The 22536-nt window shown below is 55.4% G+C and carries 21 protein-coding genes; 17 read left to right on the top strand and 4 right to left on the bottom strand.

All coding sequences use genetic code 11. From position 1 onward, the window contains the following. Positions 1 to 6 precede the first annotated feature (6 nt). Both WC359_05830 and WC359_05825 read right to left on the bottom strand, forming a co-directional pair. Positions 7 to 984: a GTPase gene (locus WC359_05830; protein MFA5399936.1), complete on the bottom strand. Its 978-nt coding sequence runs from the start codon at positions 982 to 984 to the stop codon at positions 7 to 9. A 50-nt stretch (positions 985 to 1034) separates the two neighbouring features. Beyond that, a complete protein-coding gene (locus tag WC359_05825; protein ID MFA5399935.1) occupies positions 1035 to 2186 on the bottom strand; it encodes an MFS transporter in 1152 nt (383 codons plus the stop codon). A gap of 230 nt (positions 2187 to 2416) precedes the next feature. Here WC359_05825 and WC359_05820 point away from each other — a divergent pair, with 230 nt between their 5' ends. The 14 genes from WC359_05820 (at position 2417) to WC359_05755 (ending at position 18417) form a co-directional block, all read left to right on the top strand. Continuing rightward, on the top strand, positions 2417 to 2713 hold the full coding sequence (locus WC359_05820; GenBank protein ID MFA5399934.1) for a zinc-ribbon domain containing protein: 297 nt from the start codon (positions 2417 to 2419) through the stop codon (positions 2711 to 2713). 75 nt (positions 2714 to 2788) lie between these two features. After that, on the top strand, positions 2789 to 3145 hold the full coding sequence (locus tag WC359_05815; protein MFA5399933.1) for an RNA-binding protein: 357 nt from the start codon (positions 2789 to 2791) through the stop codon (positions 3143 to 3145). 165 nt (positions 3146 to 3310) lie between these two features. After that, a complete protein-coding gene (locus tag WC359_05810; GenBank protein ID MFA5399932.1) occupies positions 3311 to 3748 on the top strand; it encodes a hydrogenase iron-sulfur subunit in 438 nt (145 codons plus the stop codon). Positions 3749 to 3758: 10 nt separating this feature from the next. Beyond that, positions 3759 to 4661, top strand: a complete 903-nt coding sequence (locus WC359_05805; protein MFA5399931.1) for a methylenetetrahydrofolate reductase — start codon at positions 3759 to 3761, stop codon at positions 4659 to 4661. A gap of 15 nt (positions 4662 to 4676) precedes the next feature. Then, the gene (locus WC359_05800; GenBank protein MFA5399930.1) at positions 4677 to 6086 is read left to right on the top strand and encodes a glutamate synthase-related protein; all 1410 of its coding nucleotides are present in this window, start codon (positions 4677 to 4679) and stop codon (positions 6084 to 6086) included. Next, a complete protein-coding gene (locus tag WC359_05795; protein ID MFA5399929.1) occupies positions 6052 to 7632 on the top strand; it encodes a glutamate synthase-related protein in 1581 nt (526 codons plus the stop codon). Before WC359_05800 ends, WC359_05795 begins: the two co-directional genes overlap by 35 nt. Then, complete coding sequence (locus WC359_05790) at positions 7629 to 10286, top strand: glutamate synthase (protein ID MFA5399928.1); 2658 nt, start codon at positions 7629 to 7631, stop codon at positions 10284 to 10286. The genes WC359_05795 and WC359_05790 overlap by 4 nt, the downstream gene beginning before the upstream one ends. Positions 10287 to 10308: 22 nt before the next feature. Beyond that, complete coding sequence (locus tag WC359_05785; protein ID MFA5399927.1) at positions 10309 to 10878, top strand: 4Fe-4S dicluster domain-containing protein; 570 nt, start codon at positions 10309 to 10311, stop codon at positions 10876 to 10878. Continuing rightward, positions 10875 to 11747: a CoB--CoM heterodisulfide reductase iron-sulfur subunit B family protein gene (locus tag WC359_05780; protein MFA5399926.1), complete on the top strand. Its 873-nt coding sequence runs from the start codon at positions 10875 to 10877 to the stop codon at positions 11745 to 11747. Before WC359_05785 ends, WC359_05780 begins: the two co-directional genes overlap by 4 nt. A gap of 14 nt (positions 11748 to 11761) precedes the next feature. Continuing rightward, positions 11762 to 16249, top strand: a complete 4488-nt coding sequence (locus WC359_05775; GenBank protein MFA5399925.1) for an FAD-dependent oxidoreductase — start codon at positions 11762 to 11764, stop codon at positions 16247 to 16249. Then, on the top strand, positions 16246 to 16689 hold the full coding sequence (locus WC359_05770; GenBank protein MFA5399924.1) for a hydrogenase iron-sulfur subunit: 444 nt from the start codon (positions 16246 to 16248) through the stop codon (positions 16687 to 16689). Before WC359_05775 ends, WC359_05770 begins: the two co-directional genes overlap by 4 nt. After that, positions 16686 to 17354: a methylenetetrahydrofolate reductase C-terminal domain-containing protein gene (locus tag WC359_05765; protein ID MFA5399923.1), complete on the top strand. Its 669-nt coding sequence runs from the start codon at positions 16686 to 16688 to the stop codon at positions 17352 to 17354. Before WC359_05770 ends, WC359_05765 begins: the two co-directional genes overlap by 4 nt. Before the next feature lie 111 nt (positions 17355 to 17465). Further along, a complete protein-coding gene (locus tag WC359_05760; protein ID MFA5399922.1) occupies positions 17466 to 17666 on the top strand; it encodes a hypothetical protein in 201 nt (66 codons plus the stop codon). A gap of 550 nt (positions 17667 to 18216) precedes the next feature. Then, positions 18217 to 18417: a hypothetical protein gene (locus WC359_05755; protein MFA5399921.1), complete on the top strand. Its 201-nt coding sequence runs from the start codon at positions 18217 to 18219 to the stop codon at positions 18415 to 18417. 278 nt (positions 18418 to 18695) lie between these two features. Here WC359_05755 and WC359_05750 read toward each other — a convergent pair whose 3' ends face one another. Next, complete coding sequence (locus WC359_05750; protein MFA5399920.1) at positions 18696 to 19139, bottom strand: hypothetical protein; 444 nt, start codon at positions 19137 to 19139, stop codon at positions 18696 to 18698. Continuing rightward, a complete protein-coding gene (locus tag WC359_05745; protein ID MFA5399919.1) occupies positions 19136 to 19417 on the bottom strand; it encodes a DUF3467 domain-containing protein in 282 nt (93 codons plus the stop codon). The genes WC359_05750 and WC359_05745 overlap by 4 nt, the downstream gene beginning before the upstream one ends. 283 nt (positions 19418 to 19700) lie before the next feature. On the opposite strand from WC359_05745, the gene WC359_05740 reads away from it, so the two are divergent. From WC359_05740 to WC359_05730, 3 genes are all read left to right on the top strand, one after another. Continuing rightward, a complete protein-coding gene (locus WC359_05740) occupies positions 19701 to 19892 on the top strand; it encodes a zinc-ribbon domain-containing protein (GenBank protein ID MFA5399918.1) in 192 nt (63 codons plus the stop codon). Positions 19893 to 20547: 655 nt separating this feature from the next. Next, entirely contained in the window at positions 20548 to 21090 is a 543-nt protein-coding gene (locus WC359_05735; protein ID MFA5399917.1) for a hypothetical protein, read from the top strand. Between the two features lie 396 nt (positions 21091 to 21486). Further along, a complete protein-coding gene (locus WC359_05730; GenBank protein MFA5399916.1) occupies positions 21487 to 22374 on the top strand; it encodes a hypothetical protein in 888 nt (295 codons plus the stop codon). The last annotated feature ends 162 nt before the right edge of the window (positions 22375 to 22536 follow it).

The following is a 22536-nucleotide window of genomic DNA, read 5'->3' as shown; positions in this document are numbered from 1 at the left end:
TGAGGCCTATACGTGCAGTTCGATGATATCGTTATCGCGCAGCACGTGCTCGGGGCCGACGCGCTGTCCGTCGAACTTGCCTGAGCCCCAGATCACGGCATAGCGCAGCCCGGACTTAAAATCCTTGTGCACAGCCTCGGCTGCGTCTTTGATAGTCGCGCCTGCCGGCAGTATCACCGGATCGGTCAGGTCCACCCTGGCGCCGGGCGACTTGGTATGCACGCGCATGATCTTGAGGCGCGTAAAGATCTGACGTTTGAGCTCCTCCAGGTTCTGTTTTTCCGCTGCCGATACTCTGACTGCGTCCAGCCACCCACCGAACCTGGCATTAAGGGCGTTAATTCCTTCATCGTCTATATCCAGGTCTCCCACGTTGGCTATGATAAAGGCGCGCCGTTCCCTCAGGCCGGTGCCTCTGTTGTCTGCACCGGGCTTAAAAGGCACGACCGAAATATCCTCCAGCCCCTGCAGCGTTTCTTCCACCTGTCGTACGGGATCGCTGGTGAGGTCCACCACGATGGCCAGCAGGTCGGCATTGCGCAGCACCGTGTTGGCCCAGACGCGCGACTCCTCCATGTTGATGGCGGGCATGTCCACCAGTTGTATCTGGATGTTCTCGAAGGGCATCATGCCCACGTTGGGCGACTTGGTGGTAAAGGGATAAGCGGCAACCTCAGGCTTTACGCTGGTCAGTGAGGACAGCAGCAGCGACTTGCCTGTGTTGGGTGGTCCGATCAGCCCCACCTGTCCCGCCCCCTCCCTGCGCACATTGAAGTTTTTCCGGCTGGTGGCGTATTTTCTCTCGGCCTCTTCGCTGATTTTGGCGATCTTGCGCCGCAGGTCGGCCTGCAGATGGTCGGTGCCCTTATGTTTGGGCATCACAGCCAGCATGGCCTCCAGCGCCTGGATCTTCTCCTCCGGCGTGGTTGCGCTCTTGAAGCGTCGCTCCGCTTCAAAATACTGCGGCGTCAGGTTAGCCGGCATACTGCATCACCCGGGAAGCCATACTGTCTATATTCTAACTCAAAACACGGTCAGAATTCAGGCTTGACGATTAACGCATAAATCACCGCCAGGACGGCCGCGGCGCCGGCGATGGCGAATCCAGTCGCATATCCCGTGAATGCCCCGCTGATGATGGCGCCGCAGAGGGTACCCAGCGTCACGGTGGTCTGGACGGTGGCCAGGTTGCCGCCCATGCGAGTGGTGATGAAGAGGTTGGATACTATCAGGCTGCGGGTCACCAGCGTCAGGCTGTCGCCCACGGCATGGGTCAGGCGCGTGGCCAGGACATTGCCGAAGTTAGTGGTGAACATCAGCAGTATATTGGTCAGGCCCGACAGGGCTATACCGGCGTAATAAAGTGCGGCCAGCCCCTTTCCCCGCGAGTTGACGCGATCGGCATAGTACCCGCTGACGATCGAAAGCACGGCCATAACGTTGGCATGGATGAAGTACAGCCAGCCCACCGCTTCCTTGTCCATCCCGATGTCCTTGTTGAGGAAGAGGCTGAAGCTGGACTGCTCTGCCCCGGCGTGCAGGGAGAATGCGAAAACAAGTATGACGAAGACAAGCACCGACTTACTGGAAAGGTCGGCCCGGTAATCGCTGAGCTTGATTCTGGTGCCGGGGACGTCCGCCAGCAGCAGGCTCAGCAGCAACATGGGGACCGTACCGATCAGTGCGAACAGGAAGATGGCGTTCATATCGAAGTCCGTGTATATGTAACCACCCAGCAGGGAGCCCAGCCCGTACCCTACCAGTATGCCTGCCGTAAAAAAACCCAGCTTGAGGCCGCGTATGCTGCTGCCCAGGGTCTTGTAGAAGAGCGCGGGAAGTGCGTTATTGAAAAGCGCGTTGCCTGCGCCGCCCACCGCCAGCAACAGCATGGTCAGCCAGAAATCCTGCGTCATCATCAGCCCCGAGATGCTAAGGGCGAAGATAAACTGGCTGGCCAGGATCAGCTTTTTTGGCGAGATGCGGTCGACGAAAACACCGAAAGGTATCATCAGGGCCAGGGACACCAGCGGGAAAACGGCAATCAGTATCCCCACCTGCAGGTGGCTGTAGCCCATGTCCACCCAGTAGATCGTGATATAGGTCAGGATGGCCCACAGGAAAGTCGACCCCAGGAAAGCGACCAGACAGGGTGCGGTGTAACGTCTGAAGAAACTCAGATCATTCATATTAAATTTGGGAAAGAGAAGTATAACAGATGCGGAAGCCCGGTGTTAAATAGTGACAGCGTATTATCGACCAATTGCATTATGTAGTATTTTATTGTAAAGTATACATAGTGGTTTCTGTAAAGGTTATTGCCAGCTTCGGTAGATTAACTCTCGATCTTCCTCTAATATCTTCTCATGTTGGATGACCGCAACCAAAAGCCATTAAAATTAAATCAGGAGGTCATCACATGGGTTTCACCGACAAAACTATCAACTGCGCGGATTGCAGCAAGGATTTCACCTTCACCGCGACGGAGCAGGAGTTCTACGCATCCAAGGGGTTCGCCAATGAGCCCAAACGCTGCCCCGATTGCAGGCAGGCCAGGAAATCAAGCCGCGACGGCGGCAGGTCAGGCTACCAGCGCAAGATGTACCCCGCGCAGTGCGCACAGTGCGGCAAAGAGACCGAGGTCCCCTTCGAGCCGCGACAGGACAAACCGGTTTACTGCAGCGATTGCTATAGCACCATAAATCCCAGAAGGTAATCGCGGCAGGCACTGCGGGCGCAAGGAGAGATTCTATCCCCGCGCCTTTTAAATTAAGGAGGAAATAATCGTACCATGAATATATACGTGGGGAACCTGGCTTACGAGGTAACCGAGAGCGACATCAGGACTGAGTTCGAAGCCTTCGGCGAGGTCTCGTCTGTTGCCATTATCAAGGACAACTACAGCGGGCAATCCAAAGGCTTCGGATTTGTGGAGATGCCCAAATTGCAGGAAGGCCAGGCGGCCATCGCCGGACTGAACGGCAAGAAGCTAAAGGAACGTGCCATCACCGTCAACGGCGCCCGACCGAGAGGAGAGGGCGGCGGTGGCGGCGGACGCAGCGGCGGCGGCGGTGGTCGTGGAGGCAAGTCCTCCTTCGGCCAGCGCGGAGGCTACGGCGGCGGCAGAGGCGGCTCGAGAAGGTATTAATCAAAGATATCTAAAACCATAGACTATTATGAAACGGCCCTTAACCGGGCCGTTTCCATTTTCAGCTTGCCTTGCGGCAAATTTGTGACAAAAGATTTTGACAGCCCCATATTGTGCTGCTATAATACGGCAACAGGCTTCCATAAGCCGTATAGGTGGCATGAAATGTACGTAGCAAATAAGGCCAGGGTCAAGATCGATCTCTTCTGCTGCTCAAGCAGCCTGGATCCGTCCGAGCTGTCGGGAGGAGATAGCATGCAGGGGATTGAGGTCAGGCTGATCCCGTTGCCGTGTTCCGGTAAGGTCGATATCCTCTACCTGACCAAGTCCTTCGAGACCGGCGCGGACGGAGTGGCCGTGGTCACATGTAATAAAGGTGATTGCCGTTATATCGAGGGGAACCTGCGCGCTCAAAAACGGGTGGAGGCGGTGGATGCCCTGCTGGAGGAGATAGGCCTGGGCCGCGGGCGCATGGTCATGATCCAGCCGGGCGAAGGCGGCGTGGAGCAGGTCAGAAAAGAGCTGGAAGCCTTCCGTAACAGGATCGAAACATCGCCGCGCAGCGCATACGCGGGCGACGAGCTGGAGCTCGATAAGGAGTAGAAGTAATCTCATGAAACCTGACAGCAGACTGGCCGCGAAAATCGCGGGTACGGATTTCATACTGACGGCGGAGTATCTGCCCCGTCCCGGGGCGGGCACACGCGTTGTGGAAGAGTGCGCCGCCGCTTTGAGGGACGGCCCCGTTGCCGTAAACGTCGCCGACAACCATTACGGCGTGGCCATGTCCAGCCTTGCCGCGTCCATCACCCTGCTCCGTGCCGGTATCGAACCTGTTTATCAGGTCGTGACCAGGGACAGGAACCGCATCGCCCTGCAATCCGACCTGCTCGGCGCAGTTTCACTGGGCATCAAGAACGTTCTCTGTCTCAGCGGGTACCATCAGACCCTCATCGCGTGCCCCGATTCGGCGGGCGTCTTCGACATCGATTCGATCCAGCTCATCGCCGCGGTAAATGCTATGGCTGAAGAGGGGTTGCTGATGGACGGGCGCAAGATCGAAGGTCCCTTCTCCATGCTGGCGGGCGCCGCCGCCAATCCGGCGCTCAGGCCGCTCGAACTCAATGTTATGCGCATCAAAAAGAAGATCAGGGCGGGGGCCGGGTTCTTGCAGACACAGGCCGTCTTCGATATCGAAGACTTCAAACTGTGGCTCGATACCCTCAGAGGCGAAGCAATTGCTCAAAAGACCGCCATCCTGGCCGGCGTACTGCCGCTCGGCAGCGCGGCTGAAGCGAAGAGGATGAAGGATACATTCACGGATTTCAATATTCCGGATGATGTGATCACACGCCTGGAGTCGGCCGGCGGCGAAGAAGCCCAGCGAAAAGAGGGGCTGGCCATCTGCGCCGAGATGATCGGCAGGCTCAAGGCCCTGCCGGGGCTGCGCGGTATACACATCTTTTCCGGGGGCAACGAATCGGCCGTGCCCGCGCTGATATCCATGGCCCTTTAAGCGGGGAAAGAAGATATGCCTGACAAGTATCACATCAAAACCAGACCGGTGCCGCCGCGGCGGCCGCGCATAGGCAGGTGCGGCGTGGTCGACTGGCGCGAGGACTGCGCCGGTTGCCACAACTGCGTCAAGCGTGCCTGCGTGTTCGATCGCTACCGCGAGGAAGCTGCTTATATACGCGATTTGCGCGAGATGGACGCCCTCTTTTTCCAGTGCATGGGCTGCTTCTCCTGCGTGCAGCAGTGCACCAAGGGCCTGCTTTCGCTCGCGCTGAATCCCGTTTATGAGCGATTGGGCAACGGCTACTGGACGCCCCAGATGATAGAGACGACCTGGACGCAGGCGGAGACCGCCAGGATCCCTGTCTCGGGCGCCGGGTACCGCGGCCCCTTCTCAGGGCCCGGATTCGATTCGATGTGGACCGATATGTCGGAGATAGTCCGTCCCACACGCGACGGCATACACGGCCGCGAGTATATCAGCACGGCCGTGGATATCGGCAGGAAACCCTCCCTGCTGCAATTTGGGACCAATACGCTTGAAGGACGTCTGCCGCCGCTGGTGGACATACCCATCCCCATGGTCATCGATATGATGCCGCAGGGCTACCGGCTGCCCAATCTGCCGCCCATCTTCAAAGTGGTTGCGGCTCAGACGGGGACCATCGCCATCGTCGATTTCAACGACTGGGACCTGCTGGGCAACGACCTGGAGCAGTATCTGCCCGGCCTGGCCGCCTACATCGGCCCCTCATCGGCTCTGCCTGCTGCCGCACTGCTGCGGAAAATGAGATTGGTGGAGATCGGGGACGGCGCCGGCCTGGAACAGCGCATTGCGGAGCTCAAGGCCGTTAATCCCGCTATCGTGGTGGCGGTCAGGATCGACCTGGATGCGCAAGGCGTGGAGCGCAGCATTGAGCTGGCGGGGGAACCGTATATCGAGGCCCTGCACCTGGTGGCCGACGTCAACGGCAACGAGCTTAACGCCGGCAGCCCGCGGTTCATAAAGGACATGTTTCGGCAAATACATACGTCGCTGGTTCAGCGCGGCATCAGGAACGAGGTCACGCTGATATCCGGCGGGGGCGTCGCGCTGGCCGAGCACATGGCCAAGCAGATCATCTGCGGCGCGGACCTGGTTTCCGTTAACCTGCCTTTGTTAATAGCCCTGGAGTGCACCCTGTGCAGGCAGTGCAACGACGGCCTGGCCTGCCGGGCCGGCATCAGGGAGATTGATACGGATTACGGCGTGGGCCGCATGACCAACCTGATCGCCGCATGGCACGACCAGTTGATAGAGGTCATGGGCGCAATGGGTATACGCGATGTGCGCCGCCTGCGCGGCGAGGCGGGCAGGGCGCTTTTCTTTGAGGAACTCGAGGAGGCAACCTTTGGCAAACTCTTTGGTACAAGAAGAAATGGCTGAACAGGACCTGCCGCAAAGCACTATCGAGACGCTGGTGCCACAGGTCGAGGTCCGGCGCGTAATCAAGCCGGCGCCGCCGCGTTATCGCAACGAGATCGCCAAATATATTATTCGCCGCAGCGATGCCTGCAAACTGTGCGGCAAATGCGCCGAGGCGTGCCCTCAGGGCGTTCACGTGCTCAAGGGCGGCTACAAGTATTTCGCCAACCCGCGACACAACGTATGCATCGGGCCCTCGTGCAAGGACACCGGACATTACTGCGTGGACCTCTGCCCCAACGGCGCGTTGAAGATGGTGGAAAATCCCATGATGAAGGTGCTGGGCGATCATCGCTGGACCTCCGACCTGATACTTGCCACCTGGAAGATGGCGGAGACCGGCGCGCCTCCCGCTCCCGGGTACGGATATCAATACGAGTGCGGCGACTCGGGCGGCGGGTTCGACCGCCTGCGCTTCAAATTCCCCGCCGTGCCGCCGATCGACCTAGCGCCGGACCAGATCGACACCAGCCTTGAGCTGAACAGGCGGGGAGACGGGAGGCCGCAGATCAAGATCGATGTTCCCTGGTACGGCGGCGGCATGTCCTTCGGGTCGGTCAGCAACGTGACACAGCTTTCCAAGGCGCAGGCCGCCGTGGCCTTCAATACCTTCACCTGCACGGGCGAGGGCGGCTACATGGAGAGGCTGAGGCCCTATGACGAGCACACCATTACACAGGTCGCCACCGGGCTGTTCGGCGTGCGCGAGGAGACGATTCAACGCGTGCGCATCGTTGAGTTCAAATATGCCCAGGGCGCCAAGCCGGGTCTGGGCGGCCACCTGCTGGCCGATAAGGTCACCCCCGCCGTGGCAAAAATGCGCGAAACGGTGACGGGCATCTCGCTCTTCTCGCCTTTTCCGTTCCACAGCGTATATTCCATCGAAGACCATAAGAAACACATGGACTGGATCAAACATATCAATCGCCATGCGCTGGTCTCGGCCAAGGTGTCCACCCCCGCCGATGTGGACATGGTTGCGGTGGGGAGCTATTCGGCCGGGGCGCATATCGTTCATATGGACGGCGGATACGGGGGCACCGGCGCCGCCCCCGACATCGCCAAGAAGAATATCGCCATGCCTATCGAATATGCCATCGTCAAGGTCCACGATTTCCTCACACGTGAGGGCGTGCGTGACAAAATAACTCTGATGGCCAGCGGCGGTTTGCGCAACGCGCACGATATCGCCAAGGCCATCGCCCTGGGCGCGGATGGTGTGGTAGTAGGGACGGGGGAGCTGGTCGCGCTGGGCTGCGTCCGCTGCGCGCGCTGCGAGAGCGGGCGCGGTTGTCCGCGCGGCATAGCCACCACGGACCCGGGCCTGCAGGGCCAGTTCAACGTGGAATGGGGCTCGCAGCGTGTGATCAACCTCTACAACGCCTGGCGTATCGAGCTGGTCGACATACTGCGCAGGCTGGGCCTGCGCAGCGTCAGCGAGCTGAGGGGCCGCACCGATCTGCTCGAGCACCTCGACTACAGTAACGATGCGGGGCAAACCGGATGAAACGAGAGTTGATCGAGCGTCTGCTGGACTCACGCGCCGGGCTGGCGCGCGAGCTGCAACCTGCCACGCCCGACAGGAAGATCGAGGAGGAGGGTGGCTGCGGCGTAGTAGGCTTCTGCTGCTCGCATCCGGCGGCGGCCAGGCATATCTACGAGCCGTCCAGACAGATGCACAACCGCGGCAACGGCAAGGGCGGCGGCATCGCCGCGCTCGGCTTTGTGCCCGAGCAACTCGGGGTCAGCCGCGAGGTGCTGGAAGATTGCTATATGCTGCACGTGGCCTTCCTCGATGCGGGGATACTGAATGAGCTTGAAGGCAAATACATCACGCCTTATTTTGAGGTCAGGGCGAGGCAGAGGCTTGATACCGTGGACGACTGGACGGCGGTCGAGGGCTTAGAGGCCAGGCCTCCCGACGTCTACCGCTATTTTGTGCGCGCCAGGGCGGACGCGCTGGATGCCTTCATTGAGAAGAACAAACTTAATAGCCTGCCGCGGGAAGCGGCGGAGGCGGAGTTTATCAACCAGAACAGCGTGCGGCTCAACCAGGAATATTACGCGTCGCTGGGCGAGCAGAAGGCTTTTGTTATGTCCGAGGGCAGGAACATCATGATACTCAAGGTGGTCGGCTATGCCGAGGCCATCGTGAAGTACTATAAGATCGAGGAGCTGCGCGCCCACGTGTGGATAGCGCACCAGCGCTTCCCCACCAAGGGCCGTGTCTGGCATCCCGGCGGCGCCCATCCCTTCGGCGGTATCAATGCCGCCCTGGTGCATAACGGCGACTTCGCCAACTACCATTCGGTGTGCGAATACCTGGCCGAGCGGCATATACATCCGCAGTTCCTCACCGATACCGAGGCTTCCATCTTGATGTTCGACCTGCTGCAGCGGACCTACGGATACCCGCTGGAATATATTATCGAGGCTCTGGCGCCCACCTCCGAGCTTGATTTCGATCGGCTTCCGCAGGACAGGCAATCTATATACCGCGCCATCCAGACCGCACATATCCACGGCTCGCCCGACGGGCCCTGGTTCTTCATCATCGCGCGCTCGCTGCCGGAGAGCCGGGCCTTTCAGTTGATGGGCATCACGGACACCGCCATGCTGCGGCCGCAGGTCTTCGCCTTCTGCGACGGCGATGTGCAGGTGGGTTTGATAGCCTCCGAGAAGCAGGCCATCGACGCCACGCTGCAGAGCCTGCATGCGGATGACAGCCGCATCTGCCCGGTTGCCGACCGCTACTGGAACGCCAGGGGCGGCAGCCATACGGACGGCGGCGCCTTCATTTTCGACCTCAAGCCGGACAGCGGCGGACGCCTGCGCATCTCCTGCACGGACAAGTTCGGCGCACCTGTGCCCCTGCCGTCGGCAACGGAATCCTGCGATTTCTCCGCTTCAGTCAGGTCATCCAACGGCCATGTCAGGGACAGGCTGACGCAGCTATTTGAGAAGGGTGACGCTGCGGCCGTTTTCGCACACCTGTCCGGCGGCATGGGGCAGTGGTCATTCGACGACACGCGTTCCGCGCTGTCTGCAATTGTCGAGATTGCCGCCGACCGCAGGTACACCGCGCCGACCATTGAAGTGCTCACGCTGCTCAACGACCGCAGGTATCCTGCCGGCGCCAAAAAGCGCAACCATGTCATCCATCTGGTGCGCGGTGCGCTGCGTCAGGTCTTCGACGGCCTTCCCGGGCTTGATGGTGATAAGGACGGGAACGGCGGGTATCGCCTGATCGACCATAATACGCACGGCCTGCTGCGGCCACCCCGCAACGGCGAGGCCGTCCTGGTGATCAACGCGCGGGGATTCGATGCGGAAGGACTGGGAAGCGATGCCAGCCTGTTAATGGACGCCTACAACATAGGATGGCGGCGCTTTATCAGCTACAACTGCAGCGGGCAGCGCTTCATCGGCTGCGGGCTGGGACCCGTCTCGGACGATGCGACCATCGACGTATACGGCAGCTCCGGCGATTACCTGGCCTCAGGTATCGACGGCCTGACCATCAACGTGCACGGCAATGCCCAGGACCAGGTGGGGCAGATCATCAAGAGCGGCGTACTGGTCATTCACGGCGACGTGGGCCAGACTTTCATGTACGGCGCCAAGGGTGGATCGGTCTACGTCATGGGCAACGCCGCCGGCAGGCCCCTCATCAATTCGGTGGGCAGGCCCAGGGTCGTCATCAACGGCACCTGCCTCGATTTCCTGGGGGAGTCATTCATGGCCGGTGACGTATTTAACGGCGGCGGCTTCGTCATACTCAACGGCGTGGCCTTCGACGATGAGGGACGCCTGCAGGCGCTTAAAGAGCCGTATCCCGGAAGCAACCTCTTTTCGCTGGCCTCGGGCGGCGCCATCTATATCCGCGATCCGCGCCAGCAGGTCGTCTGGCAGCAGTTGAACGGCTGCGGGTTCTACCGCATGACGGACGAAGACTGGCAGCTGATCCTGCCGTACCTGCAGGAGAACGAGCGGCTTTTCGGCATCAGGGTCGAAGACCTGCTGACGGTGGACGGCCGGCTGCTCAAACCCTCGGAGGTCTACCGCAAGGTGGCCCCGGTCAGGGTCGCCGCACTGGGCAAGAAGTCGGATTCTGCGGCGCTCACCGAGACGGAACTGCTGACCGTGTCGACCGGAGAATAGTAACGGGTAATGGTGTACTGATATGACGATTGTGATAAGCAAAAAGAGACGAACAGCCGGAATCAGGCCGCAGGTGGAAGAGATGTCCGGCGTAAAACTGGACACCTGCTACCAGTGCAGGAAGTGTTCTGCAGGCTGTCCGGTGGCGGGGCCGGCCGGATCGGCGCCCTCCGAGATTATCAGGCGCCTCCATTTGGGGGCCGGCGACGAGCTGCTGCAAAGCGGGCTGGTATGGATGTGCCTGTCCTGCGAGACCTGCTACGGCCGCTGTCCCATGCAGATCAACTTCCCCGCCGTTATCGACACCCTGCGCAGCCTTTCCATCGCAAAAGGCATTAAGGCGCCGAAGGGAGACATGCCTCTCTTCAACCGCATGTTCCTGCAGAATGTGAAGATCTTCGGCCGCTCCTACGACCTGTCCATGATTATGGGATACAAGCTGGGCAGCGGCAAGATCATGGACGATGCGGAGAAATTCCCCGCTATGCTGGGAAAGGGCAAGATGGCTATTCTTCCTCCCTCGGGCGCCGATAAAAAAACCGTGCGGCGCATCTTCGAAAATACCGCCGGGGTAAAGAGTAAGACGAAATGAAGTACGCATATTATCCGGGATGCTCCTCGCATTCCACGGCGCGCGACATGCACGAATCGGCCACGGCCGTGGCGCGCGCGCTGGGCATCGAGCTGGTCGAGATAGACGGCTGGTCCTGCTGCGGGGCGACCGCCGCCCACCAGACCGACCGCGTGCTGGCCGCGTCACTGCCCGCCGCCAACCTGCTGCTGGCGAAGGAGATGGGATTGGATACGGTGGTGACCTGCGCGGCCTGTTACAGCCGCATGAAAGCCGCCAACCATGAGGTGTCGTCCTCGCCGGACATGCGTAACAAGGTAGCCGCAGCTGTGGGAAGACCCTACGACGGGTCGGTGGCCGTACGGCATTTGATCGAGGTGCTGCTGGAGGATGTCGGCATTCCGAATCTGAAGAAAAGGCTGGCTCGCTCGCTCAACGGCCTGAAGGTCGCCAGCTACTACGGGTGCCTGCTGGTGCGTCCCCACGACATCACCGGCTTCGACGACGCGGAGAACCCGACGTCGCTCGATCGTCTGGTGGAGGCCATGGGTGGAGAAGGAGTGGACTGGTCCTGCAAGGTGGACTGCTGTGGGGGAGGACTGAACCTGACGCGCACCGATGTGGTGGTGCGGCTGTCGAACTCTATTATAGATATGGGCAGGGCCTCAGGCGCCGACTGCATCGCCGTGGCCTGCCCCATGTGCCAGGCCAGCCTCGACCTCAGGCAGAACGAGATGAAGGGCGGTGCGGGAAAAGGCCGCCTGCCCATAGTTTACATAACACAATTACTGGGGTTATGCCTGGGTATAGGTCCCGGGGAGCTGGGATTGAACAGGTTGATGGCGCCGCCGGATGCGGTGCTTCAGGCCCTGGGCTCAAAAGGAACGTAAAAGGTAACTGTGATATGGGTGAAGATATAAAGAAAAAGACGGGCGCGGTGCTGGTGCAGGGCGGAGGCATCGCCGGCATACAGGCGGCGCTGGACCTGGCCGGGTCGGGCTTCAAGGTCTACCTGGTGGAGCGGTTGGCCGCCATCGGCGGCATGATGTCGCACCTGGACAAGACATTCCCCACCGGCGACTGCGCCACCTGCATAGTGTCGCCCAAGCTGGTGGAATGCGCGCGCAACCCCAACGTGGAGATACTGACCCTGTCTGAGCTGGCCGACCTGCAGGGCGAGCCGGGCAGCTTCACCGCCACGGTCAGGCGCTATCCCCGCTACGTCGACGAGTCTAAGTGCACAGCCTGCGAGCAGTGCACCGATGTCTGTCCGGTCGACGTGCCCAACCACTTTGATCGCGAGATGGGCACGCGCAAGGCCATCGCCAAGCATTACGCCCAGGCCACGCCCAACATCTTCGGCATACTGAAAAACGGACACGCGCCCTGCAAGGTAGCCTGCCCGGCCAATATCAATGTGCAGGGCTACATACAGCTGATCAAGAAGAAGGAGTACGTGAAGGCGGTCAACCTGATACGGGAGCGGAACCCGCTTTCCGCCATCTGCGGGCGCGCCTGCAACCATCCCTGCGAGGCCGTCTGCACGCGCGGCAACCTGGACGAGCCGGTCGCAATACGACTGCTTAAAAAGTTCGCCTCCGACCGTGAGATGGAGCTGGTGGAGTCCGGGCAGATAGCCCTGCCCGAGGAGAAGACGCCCCCGCCGGGCGCGAAGAAGGTGGCCGTGATCGGGGCCGGACCGGCCGGATTGACGGCAGCCGCCGACCTGGCTGATCGAGGTTATGCCGTTACCGTTTACGAGGCGTCTTCCGCCGCGGGCGGCATGCTGCGCTGGGGCATACCCGGGTACCGCCTGCCCAAGAATATTCTCGATTATGAAGTGGAGCTTATCCGCCGCAAAGGCGTTGCCTTTAAATACGGTTGCCGTATCGGCAAAGAAATCGAGTTCGGCAAGATCAGGCAGGACAATGACGCGGTCTTTGTGGGCGTGGGCGTGCAGGTCAGCCGAAGGCTGGGCCTGGAAGGCGAGAACCTGGCGGGCATAGATTACGGTGTGGAGTTTCTCAGGCGGGCGGCCGATGTGAGTAATCCGCCTGAAGTTAGCGGCAGGGCGGTCGTGATAGGCGGCGGCAACGTAGCCGTGGATGTGGCGCGCACGGCGTTGCGCCTGGGCGCGGAGAGCGTGGAGATGGTAGCGCTGGAGCAGAGGGACGAGATGCCGGCCCTGCCGGAGGAGGTCGCCGACACGCTTGCGGAAGGCATCACGGTGACCAACGGCTGGGGACCGCGCCGCATACTTGGTGAGGGATCAGTAACCGGCATCGAATTGAAACGCTGCGCCAGCGTATTTGATAACGAGGGGCGCTTCTGCCCGGCCTACGATGAAAAGGAGCTGAGGACGATACAGGCCGACCATGTCATCATCGCCATCGGGCAGGCGCTGGACAAAGGCTTCATCGGCGCCGCCGGGCTGGACATCGAGCGCGGCTGCTTCAAGATCGATCCCGTGACGTTTGAGACCTCGGCGGCGGGTATATTCGCCGGCGGCGACAGTGTGTCGGGACCCGCTTCCATCATACAGGCGGTGGGCGCGGGCAAGAAGGCCGCGGAGTCCATCGACCGCTATTTGAAGAGCCAGGATCTGCGCGGCGGCCGTTTCGAGGATACGGTAAGACCGCTGCCCGAGGACCTGCTGCCGGATATCTCCGGGAAGCGGAAGGTCGCGCGGGCCGTGCCGGAATATTTGCCAGCCGCTCAGCGGAGCGGCAATTTTGATGAGACCGAGGGTGGACTGAGTGAAGATGCTGCGCTGGCCGAGAGCGAGCGCTGTTTAAACTGCGCATTGTGCTCCGAGTGCCGTGAGTGCGTGGGCGCCTGCGAGCAGAACGCCATAGACCATTACATGGGGCAGCGCGAGGTCAAACTGGAGGTGGGCTCGGTCATACTGGCGCCGGGCTTCGAGGAGTTTCCGGCGGAGAAGAAGGGCGAGTTCGGCTTCGGCCGCTATGCCAACGTCCTGACCAGCGTGCAGTTCGAGCGTATGCTGTCGGCCTCCGGCCCCTTCGAGGGTCGCGTCGTACGGCGCTCCGACGGTAAAGAGGCGCATCGCATCGCCTGGATACAGTGCGTGGGTTCGCGCGACGAGAAGTGCGGCAGCGGCTACTGCTCCTCGGTCTGCTGCATGGTCTCCACCAAGCAGGCGCTGGTGGCGTCCGACCACGCGGCCGGGCTGCAGTGCGCGATCTTCTACATGGATATCCGCGCCCACGGCAAGGACTTCGACCAGTATTACGAGCGCGCCAGGAGCAGCGGAAATATAAATTACATCAGGAGCATGCCTTCGCGCGTCCTGCAGGTTCCGGGCACGGGCGACCTGCGTTTGCAATATTATGCCGACGATGGCGAAATGCAGGAGCAGGAGTTCGACCTGGTCGTGCTCTCGGTGGGCATGCAGCCCGGCAAAGATGCCGGGGAGGCCGCCTTACGCCTGGGCATCGATCTGAACGAGTACGGGTTCTGCTCCACCGACCGGCTATCGCCGCTTGAGACCTCGCGTCCCGGTGTGTACGTGGCCGGGGCCTTCCAGGAGCCAAAGGACATACCCGAGACCGTGACGCAGGCCAGCGCGGCGGCTTCGCTGTCGATGGAGCTGCTGGCCGAGGCGCGCAACTCATTGATCAGCAAACCGGTCTACCCGGAGGAGCACGATGTAACCGACGAGCAGCCCAGGATCGGCGTGTTCGTCTGCCACTGCGGCAAGAACATCGCCTCGGTGGTGGACGTTGAGAAGGTAGCGCAGGCCGCAGCGCAATTGCCGGGCGTGGTCTTCGCCACGCACACCATGTACACCTGCGCCGATTCCAGTCTCAACAACATACATGACATGATACACAAGCACCGTCTCAACCGTGTGGTGGTGGCGTCCTGCACGCCGCGCACGCACGAGCCCATTTTCCGCGAGACGCTGAGGGAGGCCGGCCTCAACCCGTATCTATTCGAGCTGGCCAACATCAGGGACCAGTGCTCGTGGGTGCACTCCGCCGAGCCGGAGCAGGCCACAAATAAAGCCATACAGCTTATGAAGATGTCGGTGGCGCGGGCCAGGCTGCTGGCGCCGCTGACCGGCACCACCTTTGCCGTGGACCAGACGGGCCTGGTAATGGGCGGCGGCGTGAGCGGCATGACCGCCGCGCTGGCGCTGGCGGGTCAGGGCTTCAAAGTGCACCTGGTGGAGAAGTCCGGCAGGCTGGGCGGCAACGCGCTCGATTTGAATTACACGCTGGAGCACGAGGACATTCAACCATTTGTCGCCGGCCTGGTCAGGCAGGTGGAGGAGAGTCCCAACATCGTCATGCATCTGAACGCCGACGTGACCGGCGTATCCGGCTTTATTGGGCAGTTCGAAGCGACCATTTTCCAGGATGCCAAAGACATCAAGGTCTCCTGCGGCGCCATCATCGTGGCCACCGGCGCCGAGCCGGCCGCGGCCCGGGAATATTTGTACGGGAAGGACGGCAGGGTGATCACTCAGCTTGAGCTGGAGAAGCGTTTGAGCCGGGATGATTCGACCTGGGCGGGCAAGAACGTGGTGATGGTGCAGTGCGCCGGCTCGCGCAACGAGGAAAGGGCCTACTGCAGCCGCATCTGCTGCTCGATGGCGGTCAAGAACGCCCTCAAGATAAAGGAAAGTGATCCGTCCGCCAATATATACGTGCTGTATCGCGACATCCGCACGTACGGGTTCCGCGAGAAATATTACAGGCAGGCGCGCGAGGCGGGCGTCATATTTATACGTTATGACCAGAATGCGCCGCCCGCAGTCAGCAATGAGAACGGTCTGAAGGTCAGCCTCAGGAGTCCCGATCTCCCCGAACCGATCGAGATCGAGGCGGACAACGTCGTGCTCAGCACGGGCGTTGATGCTGCTGAGGGCAACCGGCGTGTGGCAGACATGTTGAAGGTGCCGGTCAATGCCGACGGCTTCTTCGTCGAGGCCCATCTTAAATTACGTCCGGTGGAGTTCGCCACCGAGGGCATTTATCTCTGCGGCCTGGCGCATTCGCCCAAGCACCTGGACGAAAATATCTCGCAGGCGCGCGCCGCGGCCTCGCGCGCTTCGGTCGTGCTCTCCAAATCGTATCTCGAGGTGGGCGCGCAGGTCTCACGCGTTGACCAGGACAAGTGCATCTCGTGCATGACCTGCGCCAAGGTCTGTCCTTACGGGGCGCCGACGGTGAACGCCGACCGTAAGGCCGAGATAATCGCCGCCAAGTGCATGGGCTGCGGCATCTGCGCCGCCGAGTGTCCCGCCTGCGCCATACAGCTTAATCACTTCGTTTCAAAGCAGTTCAAGGACATGCTGGACGAACTATTTAAGGATATGAAAGAAGAAACGGCGCCGGCGCTGCCGGAGAAGAGCGGTGTGCTATGAATGAAAAAGAAACAACCATAGTGGCCTTCTGCTGCATCTACTGCGCATATGCGGCGGCCGACCTGGCCGGCTCCATGCGATTGCAGTATCCATCCAACGTGCGCATCGTGCGTACGCCCTGCACTGGCAGGCTGGAGGTCGAGTATTTCCTCAGGGCCTTCGAGAACGGCGCGGACGGCGTGCTGGTGGCCGGATGTGAGGAGGGGAGCTGTCATTTCAAGGAGGGCAACCTCATCGCCAAACGTCGCGTGGCTTATTCCCGCAAATTTTTAGCTGAGAGCGGGCTTGAGCCGGAGAGGCTCAAAATGGTCAACGTCAGCGCCGCCGGGGCTCGTCAGTTGATCGAGCATATAAAGGAGATGGCCGAGACCGTGGTAAAGCTGGGTCCCAGCCCATTAAATAAGGCAAAACAATCCGCCCCCCAGGAGGCAAAGCTATGATAGTCGCAGAGAGAAAGAGTATAAATGAACTTGTCGATATGCTGCCCAACGACTCCAAAATACTGGTGCTGGGTTGTGGCACTTGCGTGACGGTGTGCCTGGCCGGTGGGGAGCGCGAGGTCAGCATCATTGCCTCCGCTCTGCGCATTGCGTCCCGGGCCAGGGGATTGGGCTACAAAGTCAGCGAGCTTACCATCGAGCGACAGTGCGACAACATCTTTATCGAGCAGGCTGCCGAGGCCATCGAGAAGGCCGACGTGGTGCTGTCGCTGGGCTGCGGCGCCGGCGTGCAGGCCATCGCCGAGCGCTTCCTCAAGAAGCCGGTCTACGCCGGGCTCAACACCAAGTTCCTGGGCATACTTGAGGAGAGGGGCATGTGGACCGAGAAATGCGCCCAGTGCGGGTCCTGCGTACTGCACCAGTACGGCGGCATCTGCCCGGTCACCCGCTGCGCCAAGCATCTCCTCAATGGTCCCTGTGGAGGCTCAAGAGAGGATCGCTGCGAGGTCAGGCCGGACCGTCCCTGCGCCTGGCAATTGATCTACCAGCGCTTGAAGGGTATCGGGCAACTGGACAGGCTGGAGAAGATCGAGCCGCCCAAGCAATGGAATACCAGCTTGAGCGGAGGCCCACGAGTTATCATCCGCGAAGACCACCGCATATAACCTTGGATCAATAAAATGATCAACCTAATCGACAGATGGGTAGTGTATCATTTTGAATATTTGTTTGACACTCCTGTTATACTTAAATAATCATCGGATGGGAGGTGCGTTATGGCAGACAAACCCAGAGACACGTATAAGTACGTTTTCAAGGTTGGCAACAAGATTATGCATGGCGGCATAACAGATAATTTAGATAGGAGAGAACAAGAACACCAAATAGAATCTCCTAAGGGGCATATTAAGCAAGTGGGACGAAGAACTACTGAAGAAGCGGCGAGGGATTGGGAGAAAGACAACGGTTATAGCTAGCCTTAATATTAAAGGATGTCCCGTCAAATTCACCGGTTTCTTTTGTGAATTAATAATGCCTATCATTTATTATTAAGATTGAATATAGATTAGATGCGCCGATGAGAATATGATCTCCTGATCGATTGTCTTTATATTCCCACGGTTTTATAAATGCTAGTTGATTTGTCATAAAATCACCTCGATTTTAATATGGGGGGAAATAGAATATGAAATGCCCGCTTTTTATAACAAGTAAATTAGACGAAATTGATTGTTTAGAAGAAGAATGTGCTTGGTTTCATATATTTGATTTAGGTAAAGGTCGGTGTTCTTTGGTAAGTATAGCAACTAATGGAGATGATATGATGAGTGAATTAGATAACGACTTGGATCATATAAACGAAACACTTAAAAAGACAAACACCAATCTGATAAACATACTTAAATATCTCGCAAGAGGACGGTAGTTACTCCACTATCCTTTTAGGGTAAAATAAAGGGCGCGAAGGCATAAAGTGCCCCCATACTCCTTTAGGGATAAAGGGGATTTAATATTTGGGAGGGTAACATGAGTGCAACAATGTGGGGGATTATCGGAATAGCCGTAACAATGGCGGTGGCAGGGGCTTCCTTTTGGTTTCAAGGTAAAGCATTACAAAATCCGAGCAATACTCATAAATTAGGGTCTCAATTAATCGGACTGGGTATTTTATGGGTTATGTTGGCTGTGTTTTATATAGCATTAGCTTTTCTTTTTAAACCAGCCTAAACTAACCACATATCCTGAGGGGATAAAGGGGTTGGTTTATGTCTTTTACTGTTCGTTTCTTTAGACCTTTCATCTTCGGCATTGTTTACTCACTGAGTTCTGCTCTCTTATTTAAAACCCATTTCAATGGCATTTCTATTACACAGTAAGCATTCCGAGTAAGGGTAGCAAACTGCCCCTTATGTGCACCGCTACGTTTTTGAACCATTGGGCTACTTATAGCTGACGCCTCAACAGCTATTCTCTCTCCACGAAGACTATCACCCATACCTGTTAGCTCAGCCATCAATCGCAATTTCCCCATTATTGTGTAACGCGTTACAAATTTCAACTACAGTCTGAAGACTAATTCCTAATTCTTGAGAAATATCTGAATAATAAAGAGTTTGACCCTTGAGAAATAACTTTTTTATCTCTTTTTTAGCATCTTCATAAGGAATATCCTTAATAACCACGATCTTTTCCTTGGGTATTAGTGATTCTACAGTGGAAAGTCTATTCTCTATCATTTGCAGTTTTTCTTGTAATATTTTATTTTCCAATCTTAATTGGGTAATTGAGCCCGCATGTTCACCTATCACCGAAAGTTGTCCAATCCTTTGCGTGTAACTTGTTGCGACCTCGCCAGATATTAACTTTGCATCTTTTACAGCTACGGCTGAATTATCAGTGCGGATTGATCCGGTCACCCAGGCGGATTCATTTAATGCGTCAACTTTCATTTTTTCACTTTATCAGAATCAGTGGATTCTACTCGATTGATAAGTTTAGTTATCAGCCCAACCAGTTTTTCTGCACCCTCTCTTGAAGTAATTACTCTTGAGACAACAACATTTTTATCAGGAACAACCTTACCAGCGTCTGGTATGGAACTACCAAAATCTAGCACAACAAATTCATTGGTAATAGTGACAGAAAAAACATTGGAATATACGCCCGCTCTTAAACTTTCAGGTAACTCGAAAGGTAATTTTTTAATCTGTACCTTTTCTGCTTCCATGTACATACCCCTCTTAAATTTTGGACGTCCATATATACGTATGTGTCACAATATTAGCATAATAACTGGGTTTTGCATAGGTAATTATGACAACTGCTAAGCGACATTATATCCAAACTGACCCATTACCTGCCGATACAATTTATTTACATAAGTTCCAATTCGGTGTATACTTCTGATATAGTTCAAGTTTAGGTTATTACAAGCTCCTTATATCCCACCGGATCAAGACAAGCATTGGATGGCCCGAATACTGACTAAATTTATTAAAGGAGGGCATCCGATGAGTTTTCAAGACAAATCGCTCAAGTGCGTCGATTGTGGTACTACCTTTACCTTCACTTCGGGAGAACAAGAGTTCTTCGCCACCAAAGGTTATACCAACGAACCGAAGCGCTGCCAGGGCTGCCGAAAAGCTAAGAAACAGCAGAGCGGCAACTCAAATTACGGCGAGCGCAGCTACAGCACTAACTAAATAAAGTAGCACACAATTTGAACCGGGGATATATGCAGGTCCGTAAAGGGCTTACGTATGTCCCCGGTCAAGTATTAAGGGGAGACGAAATGGAATTCGATAAGAACAAAGGTTTTTGCAACGGGGTTAATATTCACGACGGGGGCTGCAAGTTCACCTTTCACCTGGTAGAACATTCCCACAGCGAGATCACGATAAAAAACTGTAAATCCTGCAGTTGTCCTTTGGCCAGGAGCCACAGGGCACAGTATTCTGCGAAAAAAAGACAGACAATCGCGTAGTGGACGGTATATAAAGTAAAGGGGCGGCATTTTCATGCCGCCCCTTTTTTATTACACGTGATTTTGGATTAGAACCTATACCCAGCCGCGCAATTTCATCATTGTATCCCGACTGTGAACTTCCTGTAAAATTATCAGTATATGCATATACTGATATAATCATCATAGGGGGAGATATAGAGTGATAGACGGAGTCTCTTGTATTTTCTGCGATTATGCATGGTTTTAGTTACTTGAGTTTTTTACTGCACTTTTATTAGTCATATCAATGGTCTCAAAATTGTCGTAATAAAAAGTATCCTGTGTATTATTAATTGCATGTAAATTTATAACCTTTAAATTGAAGCTGAATCGATAGAAAGGAGGAAAATTGAATGATAGCAGACTACGAAGAAAAAATTGCGTCTGATTTTATAGGAACTATAATTGACATTGAGACTATCGGAAATTTTAGTGATTATTTTAATGATTCTAGAAGATATAAAGACATAATCCAAGTTATTCTAGGATATATTGATGGGGATCATATTCGCATTTACTGTGCCAAGTCACATGATGGAATCGAGGCGCTGAAATCTATAACAAATACAATTATTGACAGCTTGAGAAGACCGTTGTATGCATTTAATAGTGAATTCGAACAATGCGTTCTTTTTCATCATATTGGCCGAGAATTTGACATTGAATGCGAGTTGAACAGTGAAAAGTATGAGAAAAAGAAAAATGTCGTGCGATATTTGAACATTCCGAATTATAATGATCCTTTTTATGATGATGGTTATAAGTGTATTGGTGCGTGGGAACGGAAGCAATTTGATGATGCAATAGCACATAATCGCGCTTGTCTGCTGAAGGAAAGAGACATCTTAATAAAAAGAGGATTCCGTACGCCAGACAGAATTGCTTTAGTTAAATAAATTCATGCATGATCGTTGCGAGATTTTGATTAGTAGGATATTAGCCTCCGATTCACTTATTATTTCTATGTAAATAAAATCTTTAAGTTTTAGAATAATTATAAACAAACTTTAGTCTTGATAAATCTTTGTTATATTTGCACTCACTATTATTAAATATCCATATTTTAAAGGGGCAACTTATCATGAAAGATTTTTGAAGCGATTTGGGTGTTTGGGAATAGTAAGGCCATGAAAATCGCAAATCAGTAACAAATAGATGGGTTTGTATTCTAAGTGCTCATCGATATGACTCACAATGGTGATCTAAGTAATTTAGTCAGATTCGCATTAATTCATTGATGTAATATTATTTATGAAAACTGCACAGGTCAATGCGTTATCCAGGTAAGAATCATGGCTAAAATCGAGGCATTGATATTTCACGATGAAAGAATGATTCCAGGATGGCTGTATCACGGCTACATTATTTGCAATTCACATACATCAGTGTTACTCGGCGAGTGCTTACGTAGAGCCAAGAATGATGCAAGTTGTGATGCCAGTAAGCGAATTCATTTCAGTGAATTGCGCTCGAATAGCCAGATCAGCAGCAGATCAAGGACAGCGAAGGCATGGGCCAAATTATATGTAAAAGAATTGTATTACCACGTAAAATTCTATCTTTTTGGCATAAATACAGATAATCTTGACTATAACAAATTCGGCCCTCCATCTGATGGACAACTTCGAAAATACAGAATATATAACACATTCTTTCACATAGGTTTATTTTCTGCATGTCGCTTTTTCTTCGATGCTAATAGTGACGCTGTAGAAGTCGCACAAATCTACTCAGAAGATAGAAACCTTTCTGTGGATGATCCATTTTTAGTGCATTCTCCCTATAAAGTAAATAGTCGGGAGTCTAATGTTTCCGTTAGGTGTTCGCAGATAACTTCGATAGCCAGTGATTCACAAAGAGAGCTCCATAATCCTGAGTACGTAGACATAATTAATTTTGTGGATGTCTTATTAGGTGGATTTTCTCAAATTATGGACGCAACCAGCGTAACTGCAAGGGGCTGTAATGAGGTGGCAGAATGCCTATATCCTCTTTGTCGAAGACTGACGCAAAATCCTTACAATAAGAATAGTAGATATTATAAAAAATGCGCCTTTTCATTTTTCCCAGCAAAGAATCTGTCTCATATAGAGACGAATGGAAATACGCTGTCTGAGGATTTGTTCTACCATAAAAGAAATATGAAAATCTATCAACGGTGCTTGCCTGGATTCGAGTAGTGATATTCAATTAGGGTGAGGTCATGAGGGTTATTTTAACAGGGTGCAATCTATAAAATGAGAAAAGGATCAATATTATCCGCATAATTTGAGTGTATCATGAAGTAGAGGGACTGCAGCGTTAAAGAAATCTTCATGTCCAGCGAGTAATATTGGAGGGCG

This window comes from Dehalococcoidia bacterium (assembly GCA_041653995.1).
GTDB lineage: Bacteria > Chloroflexota > Dehalococcoidia > GIF9 > UBA5629 > CAIMUM01.
Note: the sequence above shows the minus strand (reverse complement) of the source record. Positions and strands in the feature narration are given on the sequence as shown.